Annotated in this window: 21 protein-coding genes; 19 read left to right on the forward strand and 2 right to left on the reverse strand. The window is 48.4% G+C overall.

Annotated elements, in window-relative coordinates; translation table 11 throughout:
* The first annotated feature begins 589 nt into the window (after positions 1 to 589).
* From DMN77_RS03930 to DMN77_RS03975, 10 genes are all read left to right on the forward strand, one after another.
* The gene (locus DMN77_RS03930; protein ID WP_179013615.1) at positions 590 to 2,374 is read left to right on the forward strand and encodes an acyl-CoA dehydrogenase family protein; all 1,785 of its coding nucleotides are present in this window, start codon (positions 590 to 592) and stop codon (positions 2,372 to 2,374) included.
* Between the two features lie 27 nt (positions 2,375 to 2,401).
* On the forward strand, positions 2,402 to 4,087 hold the full coding sequence (locus DMN77_RS03935; protein ID WP_179013617.1) for a long-chain-fatty-acid--CoA ligase: 1,686 nt from the start codon (positions 2,402 to 2,404) through the stop codon (positions 4,085 to 4,087).
* Between the two features lie 37 nt (positions 4,088 to 4,124).
* Positions 4,125 to 4,544: a PaaI family thioesterase gene (locus DMN77_RS03940; RefSeq protein WP_372775318.1), complete on the forward strand. Its 420-nt coding sequence runs from the start codon at positions 4,125 to 4,127 to the stop codon at positions 4,542 to 4,544.
* A 221-nt stretch (positions 4,545 to 4,765) separates the two neighbouring features.
* On the forward strand, positions 4,766 to 5,512 hold the full coding sequence (locus DMN77_RS03945) for a class I SAM-dependent methyltransferase (protein WP_068781476.1): 747 nt from the start codon (positions 4,766 to 4,768) through the stop codon (positions 5,510 to 5,512).
* A 266-nt stretch (positions 5,513 to 5,778) separates the two neighbouring features.
* Positions 5,779 to 5,988 (forward strand): hypothetical protein, encoded by a 210-nt coding sequence (locus DMN77_RS03950; protein WP_179013618.1) that lies wholly within the window; start codon positions 5,779 to 5,781, stop codon positions 5,986 to 5,988.
* Positions 5,989 to 6,000: 12 nt separating this feature from the next.
* Complete coding sequence (locus DMN77_RS03955) at positions 6,001 to 6,228, forward strand: GNAT family N-acetyltransferase (protein WP_179013620.1); 228 nt, start codon at positions 6,001 to 6,003, stop codon at positions 6,226 to 6,228.
* Between the two features lie 10 nt (positions 6,229 to 6,238).
* Complete coding sequence (locus DMN77_RS03960) at positions 6,239 to 6,559, forward strand: YobA family protein (protein WP_179013621.1); 321 nt, start codon at positions 6,239 to 6,241, stop codon at positions 6,557 to 6,559.
* Positions 6,556 to 7,077 (forward strand): GNAT family N-acetyltransferase, encoded by a 522-nt coding sequence (locus DMN77_RS03965; protein ID WP_179013623.1) that lies wholly within the window; start codon positions 6,556 to 6,558, stop codon positions 7,075 to 7,077. The genes DMN77_RS03960 and DMN77_RS03965 overlap by 4 nt, the downstream gene beginning before the upstream one ends.
* Positions 7,078 to 7,138: 61 nt before the next feature.
* Positions 7,139 to 7,561 (forward strand): VOC family protein, encoded by a 423-nt coding sequence (locus tag DMN77_RS03970; protein WP_179013625.1) that lies wholly within the window; start codon positions 7,139 to 7,141, stop codon positions 7,559 to 7,561.
* Positions 7,562 to 7,623: 62 nt separating this feature from the next.
* Positions 7,624 to 8,136, forward strand: a complete 513-nt coding sequence (locus DMN77_RS03975) for a hypothetical protein (RefSeq protein WP_179013626.1) — start codon at positions 7,624 to 7,626, stop codon at positions 8,134 to 8,136.
* A gap of 53 nt (positions 8,137 to 8,189) precedes the next feature.
* On the opposite strand, the gene DMN77_RS03980 is transcribed toward DMN77_RS03975, so the two are convergent.
* Positions 8,190 to 8,948, reverse strand: coding sequence for a class I SAM-dependent methyltransferase (locus DMN77_RS03980; RefSeq protein WP_068781076.1), 759 nt, complete (start codon positions 8,946 to 8,948; stop codon positions 8,190 to 8,192).
* Positions 8,949 to 9,185: 237 nt separating this feature from the next.
* Between DMN77_RS03980 and DMN77_RS03985 the strand changes: the two genes are divergently transcribed.
* Together DMN77_RS03985 and DMN77_RS03990 are read left to right on the forward strand one after the other, a co-directional pair.
* Complete coding sequence (locus DMN77_RS03985) at positions 9,186 to 9,704, forward strand: DNA topology modulation protein (RefSeq protein ID WP_179013628.1); 519 nt, start codon at positions 9,186 to 9,188, stop codon at positions 9,702 to 9,704.
* A 327-nt stretch (positions 9,705 to 10,031) separates the two neighbouring features.
* The gene (locus DMN77_RS03990; RefSeq protein ID WP_179013629.1) at positions 10,032 to 10,319 is read left to right on the forward strand and encodes a hypothetical protein; all 288 of its coding nucleotides are present in this window, start codon (positions 10,032 to 10,034) and stop codon (positions 10,317 to 10,319) included.
* Positions 10,320 to 10,446: 127 nt separating this feature from the next.
* Here the strand turns inward: DMN77_RS03990 and DMN77_RS03995 are convergent, their stop codons facing one another.
* The gene (locus DMN77_RS03995) at positions 10,447 to 10,902 is read right to left on the reverse strand and encodes a diadenylate cyclase (RefSeq protein ID WP_372775341.1); all 456 of its coding nucleotides are present in this window, start codon (positions 10,900 to 10,902) and stop codon (positions 10,447 to 10,449) included.
* 211 nt (positions 10,903 to 11,113) lie between these two features.
* Between DMN77_RS03995 and DMN77_RS04000 the strand changes: the two genes are divergently transcribed.
* The 7 genes from DMN77_RS04000 to DMN77_RS04030 all read left to right on the forward strand — a co-directional run bounded on the left by DMN77_RS04000 (position 11,114) and on the right by DMN77_RS04030 (position 16,108).
* The gene (locus DMN77_RS04000; RefSeq protein ID WP_179013683.1) at positions 11,114 to 11,821 is read left to right on the forward strand and encodes an ankyrin repeat domain-containing protein; all 708 of its coding nucleotides are present in this window, start codon (positions 11,114 to 11,116) and stop codon (positions 11,819 to 11,821) included.
* Positions 11,822 to 12,023: 202 nt separating this feature from the next.
* Entirely contained in the window at positions 12,024 to 12,524 is a 501-nt protein-coding gene (locus DMN77_RS04005; protein WP_179013631.1) for a hypothetical protein, read from the forward strand.
* Positions 12,525 to 12,586: 62 nt separating this feature from the next.
* Positions 12,587 to 13,504 (forward strand): DUF4261 domain-containing protein, encoded by a 918-nt coding sequence (locus DMN77_RS04010; RefSeq protein WP_306294228.1) that lies wholly within the window; start codon positions 12,587 to 12,589, stop codon positions 13,502 to 13,504.
* Positions 13,505 to 13,616: 112 nt separating this feature from the next.
* Positions 13,617 to 14,600, forward strand: coding sequence for an aldo/keto reductase (locus tag DMN77_RS04015; protein WP_068781083.1), 984 nt, complete (start codon positions 13,617 to 13,619; stop codon positions 14,598 to 14,600).
* A 138-nt stretch (positions 14,601 to 14,738) separates the two neighbouring features.
* On the forward strand, positions 14,739 to 15,164 hold the full coding sequence (locus DMN77_RS04020; protein ID WP_068781084.1) for an SRPBCC family protein: 426 nt from the start codon (positions 14,739 to 14,741) through the stop codon (positions 15,162 to 15,164).
* A gap of 2 nt (positions 15,165 to 15,166) precedes the next feature.
* Complete coding sequence (locus DMN77_RS04025) at positions 15,167 to 15,502, forward strand: ArsR/SmtB family transcription factor (RefSeq protein ID WP_068781085.1); 336 nt, start codon at positions 15,167 to 15,169, stop codon at positions 15,500 to 15,502.
* Positions 15,503 to 15,652: 150 nt separating this feature from the next.
* Positions 15,653 to 16,108: a MarR family winged helix-turn-helix transcriptional regulator gene (locus DMN77_RS04030; protein WP_068781086.1), complete on the forward strand. Its 456-nt coding sequence runs from the start codon at positions 15,653 to 15,655 to the stop codon at positions 16,106 to 16,108.
* The last annotated feature ends 4 nt before the right edge of the window (positions 16,109 to 16,112 follow it).

Genomic DNA, 16,112 nt, shown 5'->3' on the forward strand with positions numbered 1-16,112 from the left:
TAGGGGGAGTGTTGCGGAATGGCAAAGTTACCCAAGCAACGGCCCACAGACAACGAGCTTAGGCAACAGGTGGGGGCAATGGGTTCAGGCCGTGTACCCAGGCACGGGGGCCTGGAGCAAAGTTACCCAAGCAACGACCCACAGACAACGAGCTTAGGCAACAGGTGGAGGATAAGGGTTCAGGCTGTGTACCCAGGCACGGGGTCCTGAGGCAAAGTTACCCAAACAACGACCCACAGACAACGAGCTTAGGCAACAGGTGGGGGAATGGGGTTCAGGCTGTGTACTCCGGCACGGGGTCCTGGAGCAAAGTTACCCAAGCAACGGCCCACAGACACGGGCTTAGGCAACAGGTGGGGGCAATGGGTTCAGGCTGTGTACCCAGGCACGGGGCCCTGGAGCAAAGTTACTCAAGCAAAGGCCCCCAGACGAAAAACTCAGACGACGAACTCGGCCCCCAGGCCTCACTCATCCCAGCTCACACGTCCGGGATTCAGACGTCAGGATTCATGTATGAAGAGAAGTCAAGTATGAATAGGATTCAAGCAGGAAGAGGATGCAATGGATCAATTCAAAAGGAGAGGATCGGATGAATCAGCAAGCGATGAAGAAAGTACGCGGCGGAAGCTTTGTGATCGAAGACGAGGATTTTCGGAATATAGTGACGCCGGAGGATTTCACGGAAGAGCAGCGGATGATCGCCGACATGACGAAGCAATTTGTGCAAGGGGAAATTGCCCCGCATGACGAGCAACTGGAAAGTTTGGATTATGATCTGACGGTGAAATTACTTCGCGAAGCCGGCGAATTAGGCTTGTTAGGTGCGGATGTGCCGGAGGCATACGGCGGAATGGGACTGGATAAGGTCAGCACCACGCTGATCAATGAGAAGCTGACCAAAGCGTCCTCCTTCGCGCTGTCGTTCGGAGCGCATGTTGGGATCGGGACGCTGCCGATCGTCTACTTCGGAACGGAAGACCAGAAGCAGAAGTACTTGCCAGGTCTGGCCAGCGGGGAGAAGCTCGCCGCTTATTGCTTGACGGAGCCTTCGTCAGGCTCGGATGCGCTGGGCGCCAAGGCGACGGCGCAATTATCCGAGGATGGAAGCCATTATGTGCTTAATGGCACGAAGCAGTTTATTACGAATGCCGGATTTGCCGACATCTTCATGGTCTATGCCAAGGTAGACGGCACGCAGTTCAGCACCTTTATCGTGGAACGCACGATGGAAGGCGTCAGCATCGGGCCGGAGGAGAAAAAGATGGGCATCAAGGCATCGTCCACCTGTCCGCTGATCCTCGAGGACGTCAAGGTTCCGGCAGAGAACCTGCTCTGGGAAGTGGGCAAAGGGCATCTGATCGCTTTTAATATACTGAACATCGGCCGGTTCAAATTGGCTGCAGGCTGTGTTGGGGCAGCCAAGGACGCGCTTGAGCTTGCGGCTCATTATGCGAACGAGCGGACTCAATTCGGCCAGAAGATTTCCTCGTTCCCGCTGATTGGCCGAAAGCTCGCCGATATGAACATCCGCACATATGTGCTGGAGAGTATGGTTTACCGGACGGCGGGGCTGTTTGATACCGGGCTGGCGGAAGTTGATCTTGGTGCTGCCGATGTCGGCTACCGTTCCGCCAAAGCGATCGCTGAGTATCAGCTGGAATGCTCGATCAACAAGGTGTTTGGCTCGGAGACGCTGGATTTCGTGGCTGATGAAGGGGTACAGATTCATGGGGGTTACGGGTATACCAAGGAGTACCGGATTGAACGGATTTATCGCGACTCGCGGATTAATCGTATCTTTGAGGGAACGAACGAAATTAATCGGCTGCTGATCCCCGGCACTCTGATGAAGCGGGCGCTTAAGGGTGAATTGCCGCTGCTGCAAAAAGCGATGGAGCTGCAGGCCGAGATGATGGAGCGAGTCAGTCCTCCGGAGGGAGATGGCGTTCTCGAGCAAGAGGCTCATTTGCTGAAAATGGCCAAGAAGATCTTTTTGCTTGTCGGCGCAGGTGCGGTGCAGACCTATCAAACCGAGCTTGAGCAGGAGCAGGAGGTACTCAGCTGCCTTGCCGACATTATGATCTCGATATTTGCGATGGAGAGCGCATTGCTGCGGACGCAGAAACAGATCAGCTCTACCTCTGAAGAGAAATCAAGACTGGCGATTTTACTGACAACGGCTTATATCCAGGATGAATTCGGGCGTGTAGAGAACTGGGCCAGAGAAGTGCTGAGTGCGATCGCTTCCGGCGATATGCTGCGGACACAGCTCTCCGTCTTGAAGAAATGGTCCAAACGAACGCCGCTCAATCTGGTGGCATTAAAGCGGGAGATTGCGGCCCAGGTGATTCAGTCGGAAGGCTACATCTCATAATGACCATTTGAAACGGAGGTGGAAGGGATGAAGGCAAAACCTTGGCTGCAACATTATCCCGCCGAAGTACCACCGACCTATGATTATCCGCAGCAGCATTTGGCGCAATTTCTACTGGATTCAGCGCAGCAATATCCCGAGCAGCTGGCGCTTGATTTCATGGGGGCAACGACAACCTACCGGGCTTTGCTGGATAAAACTTATCGCTTCGCGAACGCACTGCGCAATCTTGGCGTGCAGCAGGGAGATCGTGTAGCGATTATGCTGCCGAACTGTCCACAGGCGGTTATCGCCTATTATGGCGTGTTATTGATCGGCGGAGTGGTCGTGATGACCAATCCGCTGTACATGCCGCGTGAGCTGGAGTATCAGCTTAACGACGCCGGAGCAAAGGTTATCGTTACGCTCGACATTCTTGTGGATCGGGTGAGCAAGGCGATGGAGCAGCACCCGCTTGATTATATTCTCGTCGCCAGAGTGCAGGATGAGCTATCTTTTCCTAAAAACATGCTATATCCGTTAAAGGCCAGAAAAGATGGCACTGCGGTAAAGGTCAACTATAACGAGCGGATTGTACCGTTTAAGGAGCTGCTCAAAAACTCGCAGCCTGTTCCTTACCTGGCCCCGATTGACACCGAGAATGAGCTGGCGCTTATTCAGTACACCGGGGGAACGACCGGCTTCGCCAAAGGGGTTATGTTGACGCATCGCAATCTGGTCGCCAATACGATTCAGACGCAGCTGTGGTTCTATCGTTCTCGGCCCGGTAAGGAAATATATTTGGCAGCGCTTCCTTTTTTCCACGTGTTTGGGATGACGGTGCTGCTGAACCAGGCTGTCTCGCTTGGATGTACATTAACGCTGATGCCGCGGTTTGAGATCGAGCAGGTATTGAAGGCGATTGACCGCAAGCGGCCTACTGTATTCCCCGGCGCACCAACCATGTATGTGGCGCTCATCAATCATCCGGATGTCCGCAGGTACGATTTGTCCTCGATTCAGGTCTGTATTAGCGGCGCGGCCTCGCTGCCTCAGGAAGTGCAGACCCGATTTGAGCAGTTGTCCGGCGGGAAGCTGATTGAAGGATACGGCCTGACCGAAGCCTCGCCGGTGACGCATGCGAACAATATTTGGGAGAAGCGGAAAACGGGCCCCATCGGCATCCCGTTCCCGGATACAGAGGCAATGATCGTGAAGCCGGATACCTTGGAGGAGGTTCCGCTTGGTGAGATTGGGGAGCTGGCGGTGAAAGGGCCGCAAGTGATGAAAGGATATTGGAACAAGCCGGAAGAGACCTACAAGTGTCTGCGTGATGGATGGCTGCTTACCGGTGATCTCGGCAAAATGGATGAGGACGGTTTCTTCTACATTCTGGACCGTCGCAAGGACATTATTATCGCAGGCGGATACAACATATACCCCCGCGAGGTTGAGGAGATTCTGTTCGAATATCCTGGTGTAGAGGAAGCGATCGTGGCCGGAATTTATGATCCTTACCGCGGAGAGACCGTGAAGGCTTATATCGTGCCGAAGAGTGGGACCCGGCTGGATGAAGCGGAGCTGAAGAAGTTCTGTAAAGAAAGGCTGGCTGCTTATAAGGTCCCGAAGGTCTATGAATTCCGGGATAGTCTGCCAAAGACAATGGCGGGCAAGGTGTTGCGCCGCAGGCTGATCGAAGAGGAGCAAGCCAAATGGAGCAACGATCAAAAATAACGTGCAATTGTGCTGTATAGAGAAAGGAGGAGCCCGGGTGGAAGCGGAGGATCGTAATAAGGATGCGCAAATGCAGGAATGGGAGCGTCTGGCCAAGGGAACTTTCTGGGATTATCTCGGCTCCCAGGTGGAGACGGTTAATGAGCGGCAGGCCGTCGTTACTTTGGAAATTAAGCCGCATCATCATAATATGATTGGGATTGTCCATGGCGGTGTTCATGCTACACTGCTGGATTCTGCAATGGGACTTCTAGCGATGGTGAACCGCCCGAATTGTAATGTCGTGACCACAAATCTGAATATGAATTATGTGGCCAAATCAAGCAGCGGCAAGATGATTGTCACCGCCGAGTTGATCCATTCCAGTCGCACCATGATCACCGCGCATGCCTTCGCCAAAATGGATAACGGCGTGTTGTGCGCTTTCGGAACTGGAACGTTCCGGGTAAGCCAGTAGCGAAGTCGTCGGGAGATTTTCACTTTAAGTCGGATGGCAATTTAGGCGGTTAAGCAAGCGTGGAGCAGTGCAGAGAGATCGGTTCCTGTGCTGCTCTTTCATTTTGCTTGTTCGCGGCCATGATGTTGATTAAACTGGTAGTAATTGCTTCGAATGATAGATTAGTGGAATTAAATTGTGAGGAAGTCGTATTCATAGTTAGAAGAGAGGGGAGAGGGAAGATGCGAGAACAGAGTCAACAGAATAAGAAGGCCTGGGAGCATCGGGCATATGAATTTTGGCACAAAAGGGACGGTACCCCGCAAGAGAAAGCAAGCCAAATACTAGCCAACCCCTTAGGATGCTTAAAAAAGCACAGCCCTTATTTCAAGCAGATTGCAGGGAAAAGGATTGCCAATCTTTGCGGATCTAACGGAAGAAAGGCGGTACCCCTCGCATTATTAGGAGCAGAAGTGACCGTGTTCGACATCTCTGAGGAAAATAGAAGATACGCTTTGGAGTTGGCCGAAGTTGCGAATACGACCATAGAATATATCGTTACAGATATCTATGAAATTGACCTGCAGAAATACGGGGGATATTTTGACCTGCTTTATTTGGAAGGCGGGATACTGCACTATTTTAGTGAGATCGATAAATTTATGTCCATTCTGTTTCGATTATTGAAGCAGGGAGGGACTTTGATTCTTAGCGACTTCCATCCTTTGCGAAAATGCATGATGAGTCAGGGGAACGTGAACTATTTTGATAGGGAGCTAAGGAGTGGCAGCGTAGCTTATAAGGAGTTTTTTGCCGAAGAGGAGCAGGCGGAGTTCCCTGATGTCTCCATTCGGTTATACAGCTTGAGTGAAATTATCAATTCCGTGCTGTCTGCGGGTTTTCGGCTGCAAAGATTCGAGGAGCATCGCGGCTGGGTGAATGAAAACCTCCCTTGGGAGTTTACGATTGTGGCAGCTAACGAAACGTAGGATCGTTATTTGCGCTAAATGAAGCTGCTAAAAATTCTAACGACACAGGGTATCGCTATTAACCCCAAAAAGAGGCTTATAGCCTTCATTTACTACAGATAACGTTGCCTGGTTTCATTAGATTTAATTTACTCTGATTTTCACAGCAATAGCGATCTGTAGTTTCGTTAGAGCCCCCACTGGAAAGCGTCGCCTCGTTTGTCCGGGCAGCATCACACCTGATGCAATTCATGGAGGGTGATTAGGAAGGAAGAGGAGGTCTTGAGTTGGATATTGCAAAAGCAGAAAGATCTGATTTGCCCAGCATCCTGAAACTGCAGTATGAAGCCTATCAGAGTGAGGCTGAGATTTATGGGGAGATGATTCCTCCGCTCAAGCAGACTATCGGCGAGTTAGAAGAGGAATTTAACGAAGGGATTATTTTAAAGTCCGTTGTTCACGAGGAAATAGTTGGTTCTGTACGGGCAAAACTCTAAGCTGAAGTCTGCTTGATAGGGAAGCTTATCGTCAAGCCTCAGTATCAGAATCAAGGAATCGGCCAAAGATTAATGCAAGCCATAGTGGAAGCGCATGGTCATGTGAAGAGAATGGAGCAGTTCACCGGGTTTAAAAGTACAAGAAATCTGGCCCTGTATCACCAATTAGGGTATCGGATATATAAGCAGGAAGAGGTGAATGAGGACCTGACGATGGTGTATATGTATAAGGAGGTCTAGACGGAGAGCGATGAAGAAAATGGTTATATGGGTTATGGTCTTTATAGTGCTGACCGGATGCCATCAAGGTGCTTCTCAATTTCAGGGGGAAGGCTATATTCTGGAAGTGACTGATCAACGCATTTTAGTCATTGAGAAGGAGTTCCCCGGCAAGAGCTGGAAGGATATGATGGATGAATATACCGGTGACGCCATTTGGCTTGGTACGAAGAAGAAGGGCTTGAAGCCAGGCCAGAAGATTCAATATCAGGTTAAGGGTGGGATCGACGAGTCTTACCCTGCGCAGGCCGAAGCAAAAAATATCAAGATTATAAAAGAGGGAAAAGAATGAACGACGCAGTCCGGATTAACAAATTGTCAACTATAGAAGAAGCGCATATGCTGAATGCGGAGTTTGCTGAACGTTATCCTTGGTACACGGAGGGAGAGTATTACTTCAATTGTCTCGAAGAGAATCGGCAAGGACAGCGGATCACATTAATAGCTTATTATAAGGAATGCTTGGCCGGTTGCTGTCATTTGCTGTATGCATCGAAGTACCCCTATTTTCGCGACAATCAAATCCCCGAGATCAATGATCTGAACGTTTTTCCGGAGTATAGAAGAAAGAAAATGGCCAGCCGCTTGTTTGATGAATTGGAGCGAACCGCTAGCGAAACCTCAAAGCACATCGGGTTGGGTGTTGGGTTATATAAAGATTACGGAAATGCGCAGCGAATGTACATGTCCCGTGGTTATATTGCGGACGGAAATGGCCTAACCTATGAGAATGTTCCTGTTATACCCGGAAAGTCCGTCGTTGTGGATGATGAACTATTAATTTATCTGGTTAAGGATCTGCAAAAGTGACTTATCAGCAAGAAGTATGTTCCAAGCTGTGGCCCATTCCTTGCCAAATTAGGAGTAGTATATGAAGCCTAGAATTACTGTCATTACATTAGGTGTAGACGATCTGGATAGAGCACTGCAGTTTTATCGCGATGGACTTGGTTTGCCCACGGAAGGCATTATAGGCACTGAATTTGAGTACGGTGCGGTTGCTTTCTTCGAATTACATGCCGGCTTACGGCTTGCGATTTGGAAGCGTGCAGACATTGCCTATGATACGAAGCTAAATCTAGCCAAGCCTAGTCCCACTGAATTCACGCTTGGTCATAATGTAGGCTCAAGAGAAGAAGTGGATCTGATTATGGAGCAAGCTCAGCAAGCGGGGGCAACGATAACTGTGCAAGCCCACGATACCTTTTGGGGAGGTTATTCGGGTTATTTTCAAGATCCAGACGGTCATTTATGGGAAGTGGTATGGAATCCGGAGTGGGAATTCGCGCAGTAAGGGATGAGCTATTGAAACGGGGGAGACTCCGTAAGAGAGAAACCCTCCGAAAGGATGCAAGCATGAAGAAAATACTTGTTTTTGCTGCTGCACTGGTCGTTATTCTAGCGATAATCGCCTATTCCTCTTATTACTATTATACTCTTTCACCCTCAATGACAGCGAGTGATATTCAAATGAAGGCAAGCATTAAGCCTTATGATACGGATTACTATCTAATCGAGCTTGATGTCGAAAGAATCCAGGATGAACCAGCCCGTCACTTTATTACCCCAATAGCAGAAGGACTTAGCAATATTAATTTCATCTCTGAAGATGGCCTGTATACTCCTGGTACTATTAGTACTTCGTTTGAAGCCGAGCACATATTGAGAAATCAGGTGGATGAAGGGTTAGGAATGGATCTTATGGGGTTTGCCATTCCTAACCAGCAAGGGAAATATAAACTTAAGTTTACAATGCAAAAAATAGATAGGTTAACTGAACTGAAAAGCCTTAATCTATACTATGTGCATGTGGAAAAGAAGCTGGGCAAAGATTTGAGCTGGGTTAAGACTATTACACTGCAACAATGAGTGAGGAAGCGCAAGAAAAAGTCCTGGATCATCTATCCAGGACTTCAACCGCTTTATTTTCGAACTGCTTCAAATGTAAATGACTGAGTGCTATGCGTCGGGTTCTGGTTGTACACATAATCGGCCGAGCATACAATGTTTGTAAAGCCGATATGTTCCAACACCAGCTTGAATTCTTCAATTCCGTACCAGTGCAGCGCAAACCGCTGCAGCTCGGATTGGATAAGCTTCCCTTCGCGCCACTTCTCATACTTCAGGTAGGAGACCGTGATATTATGGAGCAGATTCACTTCAACCAGCTTATCCTCCAAAGTAATCGCATCGCCGGATGGGAGAGCGTAGGTGGAAGTCGTAATCTTTCCTGCTTCAATCGTCTCGGGTAGGATCAAGTCGATGATGATTCGTCCCCCAGGAACAAGATGATCATAGAAGCATTGCAGAGCATTAAGCGAGTCTTGACGCTCTTCAACCAGGCAAAAGGACCCCGTGGGAATGATGATCGCTTCATACTGATGAGGCAGTGAGAAGCTTTGCAGCTTTTCCTCATACAGTACAGGATTCAGACCTCTCTCTTCACAGCGTTTACGGCAAGATGCCAACATTTCAGGAGAATAATCGATTCCATCCACCAGCAGTCCAGCCTGTAACAGCGGGATGAGCATACGACCGGAGCCGACAGCTGCTTCCAGGATTCTTCCTTTACAGGATTTGAGTCTGTCCAGGTAGTATTCGATATCGCCACCGATGGATTGCCCGACAGGCTTGGTAAGGTCATACACTTCCGTACAAAGATTACTATAATAACTGAACATTTCTTGTTCTCCTCCGTTTTATGGATACGGAAGATAGGATTTGTAATATGGGTTAACCGATATTAAGCCTTCCGTACCTCTAATTTAGTGGTGAGTTGGAAAGAGCTGACTGTCATTTAAATCGCCTACTTTCATTGATATTACCCCAAATGTTACCATAGAATAGGTTTCCGGGCAATGATATCAGAGATGGCGAATAATGAGGCATTATAAAATACTTATAGTAAGGAATTTCATATGAAGATCATGATTATAGGAGCAAATGGGTCAGGAAAGACTACCTTTGCACGCAAGCTTGGAGAAATCTTGAACGTCCCTGTTCATCATTTGGATTATTACTTCTGGAAGCCGGGATGGCAGGATACCCCGCCGGAAGAGTGGAATGAGTTCATCAACCATTTGGTGCAAGAAGATCAGTGGATCATCGATGGCTATTATGGGAGAACGCTGGATATTCGCTTGGAGGCAGCGGATGTCATCTTCTTCATGGATCTTTCCCCCTGGGTCACCACTTACCGAGTGATCAAGAGGAGAATACAATATCATGGCAAATTCAGGCCCGATTTAAATGAAGGTTGTCCGGAGTCCATCGACTGGCCATTTATCAAATACAGCTGGAATTTCAGGCGAGATAAAAGGCCGGCAGTGATGGAGAAGCTGCAGAGATATTCGACAGGTAAAAGGGTGATTATTGTGAAAAACTCCCGGCAGGTTGAATCCTTATTACATGAAATAAGAAATAAATGGAAGGATTGACTTGAATGCTGTATTTTGAACGGACTAATAAAATGGCCAATCTTTGCTTCGTCTGCTTTGCTTTGTTTTTCATATTGATGGTGATTCTTTTTATGACCAGCCACTTCTCGGAAATTATAAAATACAATTTTACCAATGATTTAAGAGGGTCCATTTATACGGTAATCTGCTTTGTGATCTCCATATTCTCATTAATCCTGGGGACCATATTGAAGATGATAACTAGAGAAGCGAATGAGGAAATGAAGCTGCTTGAGAAACGGTTAAAGGGGACTAACTAGAATTTGAAAAGAATCTTGAAAGAAAAAGTTCTGGAGGAGGATGAAAATGAAATCAAAAAAGTATTTCTTGCTCGCTGCCATGTTGCTTGCTCTCATGGTACTTCTGTCAGGATGTGTGCCTGGAGATGGAACGTATACCGCACAAAATCAGGCGGGTTTCTTCTGGGGAATCTGGCATGGCTGGGTCGCCCCGATCTCTCTGGTCATCGGCTTGTTCAACCATGACATTCGGATTTATGAGATCAATAATTCGGGATGGTGGTATGACCTGGGGTACTACTTGGCTGTTATTAGCGGTTTTGGCGGGATCTCCTTATTTCGCAAGAAAAAGTGAGCGTGAACCCGCGAAGCCTATTATGATCTAACGAAAGTTAAACCCATATCATAAAATGCATATTGTATGAAAATCCCCTCAAATACTGCCTGTTGAGCAGCGTCTGAGGGGATTTGACGTTCAGGATTCAAAGGGCGATACCATTGACCGGGTGCAGCACTCCGCTTATTGCAAAGGAGGCTTGTCCGGTTTCCTCGGATACGATGAGGACCAGAGCATCACAGCGCTCGGTCAAGCCGATCGCCGCGCGATGTCTTGTGCCCAATTTCTTGTCGGTGACATGGATGCTCGATAAGGGCAGAATATTGGCGGCGGATACGACGGTATCGGAGCGAATCAGAACGGCCCCGTCATGAAGCGGATTCCCCGGATAGAAGATCGATTCGAGCAAGGCATGAGTTAACGTTCCGCCAATCGGGATATTGGATGAAAAGAGCGATTCCAGCGAATCTTTTCGTTCCACAACGATGAGCGCTCCGTGCTTGCGTTCGGATAAATTCCGCAGACAGATCGTTAAGTCTCTATATTTGGCGGTATAAGGCGAGAGGTAACATTTCGAAACCTCGATTCTGAGAAATGACACATCATTAGTCGTTACTTTCCCCAAAAGCAGGTCGCATATCCGACTATATGTAAAACCTAACTAAATTTAATTTTTATTATATTATCCATATGAGATCCTTCGTGTTAGCATATGAATACAGCAGCGCGATTGGGGAAAGGCGAACTTCATAACAAGATGGCAGGTGATGCTCATGAAGCGGCAAGGAGGGAAGTCCGCGATTTGGTACGGAATGGCTCTTGTCATTTTGATGCTTATGCTGACAGGCTGCGAGACCAGGCTCTACTCCTTGTTATCTGATAGGGAGCTACAAGCAACCCAAGGGGAGAGCGAAGAAATGAACAAGTTGAACCGTGATTTATGGCAAGCTGTAATAGAAGGCGATCAGGAAACCGTGAAGAAACGGCTAGCTGAGGGAGCTGATATCGATGCAACAGCTCGGGAAGGTCGTACGGCGGCTATGATTGCGGTGCATACCGATCAACTTGAAATGTTTGAGCTTCTCATTAAGCAAGGAGCAAATTTGAATATTCGGGACAATCGGCTCGATAATCCGCTGCTCTATTCGGGTGCGGAAGGGAAGATGGATTTCCTGAAAGCAGCCATCGCTGCGGGAGCCGATACGACGATGACAAATCGATTTGGCGGGACAGCGCTCATACCGGCAGCGGATCGCGGGCATGTCGAGATCGTGCGTGAACTTCTCGCCAATTCGGATGTTGATGTGAATCACGTCAACAATCTCGGCTGGACCGCTTTACTGGAAGCTATCCTTCTTGGCGATGGCGGCAAGGGGCATCAACAGATCGTAGATCTGCTGATCGCGGGTGGAGCCGATGTGAATCTGGCCGACAACCAAGGAGTGACACCGTTGCAGCATGCCAAGAACCGTGGATACCGTGAGATGATGGCCGCTTTGACAAACGCGGGCGCTTCTTAATCCAATCCCTTCCAAATAACAAAAAATAGTGATGCAGCAACGATTAGAACAGTAATCTACTACGGCGATCTATCCGCTTGATGCAGCGGGGATCGTCTTTTTTCGGCTGACTTGCAGGGGATAAATGAATATAATGGAAAGGTATTGATTGGAAGATGATTGATATGCCGGGCAGAAGGAGGAAAAGTTAGGAGGTGCACGATTGAAGTATATTAGAGCGCAAGGCATTGAGGAACAGGAATATTATTATTTCGAAGTAGATGATGAAATGATCGCTTATCGGCAAGTGACCCTCATGAATGATTGTTATAAGCTGTCTATCGCTCCCGAGTTCTATCTGGCGGAAGGGGAGATTGAATGTTTCGAGGGGGATGAAGATATTTCTCAGGAGCAGTTCAATGAAATTTGGGACAAGGCGGTTGCCTCTTATAGAGTGGGCTGGGAGCAGGTCAAGCTGGATTATGCCCCCGGTACCCTTGTTAACGGTATTATTAGAATGTTCTATCCCCAAGGAGTGATAATACAGCTAAGCGATAGGGCCTATGCAGTGGCGGATTCTGAAGAGCTCAGAACCCATACGAGACCGGAGCTGATGTATCCAGGTTATTTGGTACAGGGGGTTATTGCAGGCTATGATGACAACAATCTCTGGCTCGTGCTGGAGCATTGTACGGTATCTGACGAGGGAGTGATAGAACGCTAGGCTGCAAGATCATGGACGTAGAGCAGATTAGTCCAATACGTAAAAGACAAGGGGATAAGGGGATGAACGAGATGAATGAGATATTGAATGAAGAGGACGATTTTGGCTTCGCACGTATCTATGCTGTTGAACTGAAATACAAGCAGGAGCCGAAGCTGGATCGGGATTTACTATATAAGAAAATGGAGCTTTATACAGGCAGGACAAGCATGCCGGAAGCGGAAAAATCCGTGGCTGAGGAGCTTGCCGTGTGGGAGGCTAATGAGGAATATGAGGGCATGCTGCTGCATTTTTTCCATCTGAACTATAGGCTTCAATATACGGAAGGAGAGCTGCCGGCCCAGACCAACCTGATGAATATCGAGCATCGCCCGGCCGAGGAGTACAACACAGCGCTGCAGCAGTCCTGGCATTGGCAGGAAGCCGCTGAAACCTTGGAGCAATGCAATCATACTTTGTTATTGGTAGACATGATGGCTGCAGGTTTAGAGCCTCAATCACGGCTGCAGCTGTTTAGCGGTGCGCTTCGTGCGGTTCTGGAGGCCTGCCCTTGTGACGCGATATATTTCCGTGAAAGCGATAAGCTGCTTGAGCCTAACGAATATCTGTCTGCTGTAGAGCAAGGCAATTTATTATACGGTGCGTTAAATATTCGGTTCTATAATGTAGAGGGAACCGGAAGCGGAAGAGCGGAGGGACTTATGGATTCGGTGGGGCTGGCTGCGCTTGGGATTCCCGATGTGCAGTGTCATTATTTTGATCTGGAGCCCAATGAGGTTGCTGAGCATCTGGGGAATATCGCTTATTATCTATATAATCAGGGCGATATCATTAAGGACGGAGAGACGATTGGGATTAGCGAAGAAATGCGCTGGCGGTGCGAGCATCAATACTACCTGGTAGAACCTCGCCGTGTCGTGATCGATCTGGATCCTGGAGAGCCTAATTATGCCGGGAAACAGGGCAGCGAAGAGAACTGATTGTTTAGCTTGAATGAAAACGTTTTTTTATATAAACTAGATATGATTACTGTGTGGGAGCGCGTTCACGGACAAGCTCTCTGATATCGATAGATTAGGGGAGGAGTTACTGATGAAATACCGGCAGTTGGGCAATACCGATTTGAAGGTCAGTGAAGTAAGCTTCGGAACCTGGGGCATCGGTGGAGACTGGGGAAGCTCCGACGATACGGATGCTCTCCGCGGGTTGGAGACAGCGATGGAGCAAGGAGTCAACTTCTTTGATACCGCAGACGTATACGGCGGCGGACATGCTGAGGAACTGCTAGCCAAAGCGACAAAGGGCAAAGAGGATGAGATTCATATTGCGACGAAATTTTGCCGTGCTGGCGATATTCATGATTTGAATACTTATTCAGAGGTATCGATCCGCGACTTCTGTGAGAATAGTCTGAAGCGGCTGCAGCGGGAGCGGATTGATCTCTATCAAATTCACTGCCCTCCGTTTGCGATTCTTAAAGATGGACGAGTCTTTGAAGTGTTGGACAAGCTTAAGGCGGAAGGCAAAATCAGACATTATGGCGTCAGTGTAGAGACGGTTGAAGAAGGGCTCTATTGTGTGGGTGTTCCCGGCGTGTCGGCCTTGCAGGTGATCTTTAATCTTTTCCGTCAAAAACCAGCCGAAGAGTTGTTCCCGGCGGCCTGCAAGGCCGGAGTGGGGCTGCTTGTCCGCCTTCCGCTTGCAAGCGGATTGTTGACTGGAAAATTCAAGGCAGACACGACATTTAGCTCCAACGACCATCGCAATTTCAACGCTAATGGCGAGGCTTTTAATGTTGGTGAGACCTTTGCCGGCTTGCCGTTCGCCAAAGGGGTAGAGCTTGCCAATGGCTTGTCCTGGATCGCTGAAGGACGGGAGGATATGGCCCGGGCTTCCATGCGCTGGATTCTTGACCACGAAGAAGTCAGCTGCGTGATTCCTGGCTTCAAGAATGTGAAGCAGGTTGAAGATAACTTGGGCACGTTGAATGTACCGTCCTTCAGCCCGGAGGAACTGGAACGGCTGCGCATGTATTACGAGAACGAAGTAGCCGCGCATATCCGCGGAGTGTATTAATAAATAGTTTGATAAGGCCGTATCCTAGCGATGAAGGATACGGCCTTTTTTGGAAGTTGACATGAAACCTGAAGGTTTCATATAATGCTAATTAGAAACCAAACAGTTTCCTAATTTGAAAGGAGTTTTACACTTTATATGGACAACAATATGGATCAAAAATTGCCGGATATTCGCCATTCCGTTTTGGTAAATGCCCCGATCAGCAAAGTATGGAGCGCTGTCTCTACAGCAGACGGTCTGTCTGCCTGGTTCATGCCAAATGATCTTGAAGCGGTCGTCGGGCATGAATTCCAATTAAATGCGGGGCCGTTTGGACTTTCCCCCTGCAAGGTGACTTTAGTAGAGGAGCCGAACCGTCTCTCCTTCAATTGGGGCAAGGATTGGACATTAACTTTTGAATTGTCGGACAGAGGTGAGCAGACGGAAGTAACGGTCATTCATAGCGGCTGGAGTGCGGACCAGGTGACTGAATTCGGACAGCCGCATACCGTGATTCGCGGCAATATGGACGGGGGCTGGAGCGGTCTGGTTCTCAAGCTGAAATCGCATCTTGAGGCCTAATGATGGAAGCGGCCAGGAATAAGCAGGATGTCTTTCAGGCTGTTGCTGATCCGACTCGACGCGAATTACTTAGCATCTTGGGGGATCAGGAACTGCCCTTGAAAGAATTGACCGGGCATTTTGCGATGAGCCGTACCGCTGTCTCCAAGCATCTGCATGTTTTGGCAGATGCGGGACTGGTTCAGGAACGGAAGGTTGGCCGAGAGACACGCTATCGCCTGAATACAGACCCGCTATTTGAATTGAAGCGTTGGCTATCGTACTTCGACCGCTTCTGGGATAATAAGCTGTCGCAATTGAAATATTATGTAGAATCAGACGCGAATGACGATCAATAATGGGTTCGATATAGGGAGTTAAGCCCCGTCGTCTTTTGAAGCGACGGGGCTTTTACATGTTTTTCCTGAAAATAACTTCCATTGACAACGAATAGTTGTTTATCATATAGTTGTTATGACAATTAAATGATGGGATGTGAGGTGACCGGAATGCCAACTAAAGCGGGGCAGGAGAATACTCCTACCTTAGGTTTCACGATGGGGGTGACTTATCGCAAATTGTCGATGTACTTGCAGCATCGCTTGAAGCCCTTCGATCTCACTCCGGAGCAGTGGTCGGTATTGCTTGAAGTAGATAGTGCTGAAGGGCTGATACAGAAGGAGATCGCCGAACGGACCAGCAAGGATCACCCTACAACGACACGTATTCTGGATCAACTGGAGAGCAAGGGGCTTGTTTACCGGCAAAAGGGCAAGCAGGATCGCCGTTCCTATCTGGTGTTCAGCACAGAGAAGGCGAAGCCAATGATTGAAGCCGGCAAAGGCTATGAACAAGAAATGAAAAATGAGCTTCTGGAATGTGTCACTGAACAGGAGTACGAAGTGATGATGGAGCTTCTTCATCGTATTGATCGTCACTTCAGCGGGGTGAACAAGGATTTTTAAATAG

The organism is Paenibacillus sp. 79R4 (assembly GCF_013393165.1).
Taxonomy (GTDB): Bacteria; Bacillota; Bacilli; order Paenibacillales; family Paenibacillaceae; genus Fontibacillus.